Genomic DNA, 3,420 nt, shown 5'->3' with positions numbered 1-3,420 from the left:
GTGGCGGTTCTGGCGGGCCAGCCGCCCCAGCCGGTACCAGGCGCTGGTCGCCGCGCAGGCCAACCTGATGCGCCTGTGCCAGGCCGCGACCGAACGGCAGATCGCCGATACGGGTGGCGAGGCGATGATGCAGCGTGACGGGCAGTTGCAGTTGTACGAAAGCGCGGCCGAGTTCCGTGCCGCCTTGCCCACGTGGGAGTTGCGTCGCCAACATGGCATCGCCTTCGACTTGCTGGAAAGCCCCGAGGCGATCGCCGAGATTCAGCCCGGGCTCAGCCCGCGTTTCACCCATGCCGGGTTCACGCCGCACTGGTGGAATACCGTCGATCCCAAACGCTGGGTCGAGCATCTGGCGCAGGTGTTCCGCGACCGTGGCGGGGTGATCGAAACGCGCCCCGTACGCGCGCTGGAGCTGTCGGACACGGGCGTCTGGGTGCGCTTCGACCAGGGTGCGGCGGATGCCAGCAAGGTGGTCGTGGCCGCCGGGGCGTGGTCGCACCACCTGACCCGCACGGTGGGCGACCGGATCCCGCTCGAGACCGAGCGGGGCTATAACACGACCCTGCCGCCGGGCGCGTTCGACCTGCGGCTGCACCTTGCCTTCTCGCGGCATGCTTTCGTGGCCACCAAGATTAACGGCGGTGTGCGCATCGGCGGCGCGGTCGAACTGGGCGGGCTTGACCTGCCGCCCAATTTCAAACGCGCCGATACCTTGCTGAACAAGGCGCGCCAGTTCCTACCGGGGTTGAAGACCGAAGGCGGGACGCAGTGGATGGGGTTCCGCCCCTCGCTGCCCGACAGCATTCCGGTGATCGGACGGTCTTCGAAATCGCCGAACCTGGTCTATGCCTTCGGGCACGGCCATCTGGGCCTGACCCAGTCGGCCGGGACCGCCGAGCTGGTGGGGGCGCTGATCGACGGCACCGATCCGTCCATCCCGGTCGATCCCTTCGCCGCCACCCGGTTCTGAGCGGGGGATGCGCAGCAGCAAGACCATCCACGTGATCTCGGCCCATGCCGAGGGTGAAGTGGGGGATGTGATCGTCGGCGGTGTCGCCCCGCCGCCCGGCGACACGATCTGGGCGCAACGCAGCTTCATCGCCCGCGACCAGACCCTGCGCAACTTCGTGCTGAACGAGCCGCGCGGCGGGGTGTTCCGCCATGTCAACCTGCTGGTGCCGCCCAAACACCCTGATGCCGACGCCGCCTTCATCATAATGGAGCCCGAGGACACGCCGCCCATGTCCGGCTCGAACGCGATATGCGTGGCGACAGTGCTGCTGGACGGGGGCATCCTGCCGATGACCGAACCGGAAACCCACCTGACGCTCGAGGCGCCGGGCGGGCTGGTGCGGGTGCGGGCCGAATGCCGCAACGGCAAGGCAGTACGGATCTACGTCCAGAACCTGCCCAGCTTTGCCGACCGCCTCGCCGCGCCGCTCGAAGTCGCAGGGCTGGGGACCCTGACGGTGGACACCGCCTATGGCGGGGACAGTTTCGTCGTGGTCGACACCGCGGCGCTGGGGCTGCGCATCACCGAGGACGAGGCCGCCGACATCGCCCGTCTGGGGGTGGCGATCACCGACGCCGCCAATGCGCAGCTGGGCTTTGCGCATCCCAAGAACCCGGATTGGGACCATATCTCGTTCTGCGCGTTCTGCGGACCGTTGGCCGAAACCGAAACCGGTCTGACCGGCCGGTCCGCGGTGGCGATCCAGCCCGGCAAGGTCGACCGCTCGCCCACCGGCACCGCCGTTTCGGCCCGCATGGCGCTGATGGCCGCGCGGGGGCAGATGCGGCCGGGCCAGAGCTTTGACGCGGTGTCGATCATCGGGTCGCGGTTTACCGGCCGGATACTGGGTACGGCCCAGGTCGGAGACCGCCCGGCCATCCTGCCCGAGATCTCGGGCCGTGGATGGATCACCGGCATCCACCAGCACATGCTGGACCCCGACGACCCCTGGCCGCAAGGTTACCGCCTGCGCGACACCTGGGGTGCCTAGTCCAGAAGGGCCAGCAGGTCGCGGTGCAGTTGCGCGGAAACCTCGGCATATCCCCGGGCGGTGTTGCGCGCGCGGGCGGCAAAGCGGCGCTGTGACGGCAGGCGCGCGCCCTGATCGAGGATATCGGCAAACAGGCGCTCGGCCCGCGCGTCGTTGGCCTGTCGTCGCCCGCCGCTGAACTGGTCGGGGTCGAAGGCGATGATGATGTCGCCGTGGTAAGGCGCGCCGCCCGTGCCTTGGGCGAACTCCATGCTCTCCAGGCTGGTCAGGTCATCGATCAGCGGGCCGGCCAGAAGTTCGATCATGATCGACAGGGCCGAGCCTTTGTAGCCGCCGAAAGTCAGCATCGCGCCGTCCAGCGCCGCTTGCGGGTCGGTCGTGGGGTTGCCGTCTTTGTCGATCGCCACGCCTTCGGGCAGGGGTTTGCCCGCGCGCTTGTACAGCTCGATCTCGCCGCGGGCGAAGGCGCTGGTCGCGAAATCGAAGGTGAACGGGTCTTTGCCCATGCGGGGCCAGCTGAAGGCCAGTGGGTTGGTGCCCAGGCTGCCGCGCGTGCCTCCGGCCGGGGCCACCCAGGAATGGCTGGGCACCATCGCCATGGCCGCAAGCCCCTGGGCCGAAAGGGCCTCGACCTCGGGCCACAGGGCCGAGAAATGAAAACAGCGGTTGATCGCCATGGCCGCGATCCCGTGGGTGCGGGTCTTGTCGATCAGATGCGGCAGGCCAGTTTCGAAGGCCAGCAACGACATGCCGCCCTGCGCGTCGACGCGAACGATGGCATTGTCCGAGGGGGCGACCCGGGGCTGCGCATGGCCGTCGATCTTGCCGGCCTGCATGGTCTGGGCGCACATGAACAGGCGAAACAGCCCGTGCGACTGGCAATCGTCCATCTGGCAGGTGGTCAATAGTTCCGCGATCGCCTGCGCGTGGTCGGGGCCATAACCCACATGGGACAGAACCTTCAGGCTCAGATCGGTCATTTCTTCAGGCGTCAGCCGTACCGTTTCGCTCATGTTCCGTCCCTGGGTTTGATCTCGGTTGCCAAAGGGGTAGCGGGGAACCCTAGCCCTGTTCAACCCGATAGGCGGTTGGAAAAGCGCCTCGGGGCGGATATTTGTATCCAAAATGCAAATGCGGACAGACCCTTGGCAGCAAAACGCGCAATCACCCGTCAAAGCCTTCCCGATGCAATCGCGTCCGACTTGCGTGAACGCATTCTCAGCGGTGATCTGGCGGAAGGCGAGACCATCCGTCAGGAGGCATTGGCCGAAGACTATGACGTGTCGCGCATGCCGGTGCGCGAGGCGCTGAAACAGCTTGATGCCGAAGGACTGGTTCAGCTGACGAACAATCGCGGTGCGCGGGTCACGCGCCATTCCCTGTCCGAGATCGGCGAGATCTTCGACCTGCGGTCGCT

The 3,420-nt window shown here is 67.1% G+C and carries 4 protein-coding genes; 3 read left to right on the top strand and 1 reads right to left on the bottom strand.

The window, feature by feature from the left end; all coding sequences use genetic code 11:
- Positions 1-970 (top strand): NAD(P)/FAD-dependent oxidoreductase (locus AC2FM5_RS19430; RefSeq protein ID WP_496737618.1); only part of this gene is annotated, 970 nt, incomplete at its 5' end.
- A 7-nt stretch (positions 971-977) separates the two neighbouring features.
- Positions 978-2,003 (top strand): trans-3-hydroxy-L-proline dehydratase, encoded by a 1,026-nt coding sequence (locus AC2FM5_RS19425; protein WP_496737617.1) that lies wholly within the window; start codon positions 978-980, stop codon positions 2,001-2,003.
- Here the strand turns inward: AC2FM5_RS19425 and AC2FM5_RS19420 are convergent.
- A complete protein-coding gene (locus tag AC2FM5_RS19420; RefSeq protein ID WP_170441066.1) occupies positions 2,000-3,016 on the bottom strand; it encodes an Ldh family oxidoreductase in 1,017 nt (338 codons plus the stop codon). The two genes, AC2FM5_RS19425 and AC2FM5_RS19420, sit on opposite strands and share 4 nt — an antisense overlap.
- Before the next feature lie 132 nt (positions 3,017-3,148).
- On the opposite strand from AC2FM5_RS19420, the gene AC2FM5_RS19415 reads away from it, so the two are divergent.
- On the top strand, positions 3,149-3,420 hold a 272-nt coding region (locus AC2FM5_RS19415; RefSeq protein WP_496737614.1), incomplete at its 3' end, for a GntR family transcriptional regulator.

The sequence above is a fragment of the Ruegeria sp. BHSA162 genome (assembly GCF_059613385.1).
Note: the sequence above shows the minus strand (reverse complement) of the source record. Positions and strands in the feature narration are given on the sequence as shown.

Bases quoted from the DNA above. Each gene is read 5' to 3' on its own strand.
- AC2FM5_RS19425 (WP_496737617.1), top strand. From the start codon at position 978: ATGCGCAGCAGCAAGACCATCCACGTGATCTCGGCCCATGCCGAGGGT.
- AC2FM5_RS19420 (WP_170441066.1), bottom strand. From the start codon at position 3,016: ATGAGCGAAACGGTACGGCTGACGCCTGAAGAAATGACCGATCTGAGC.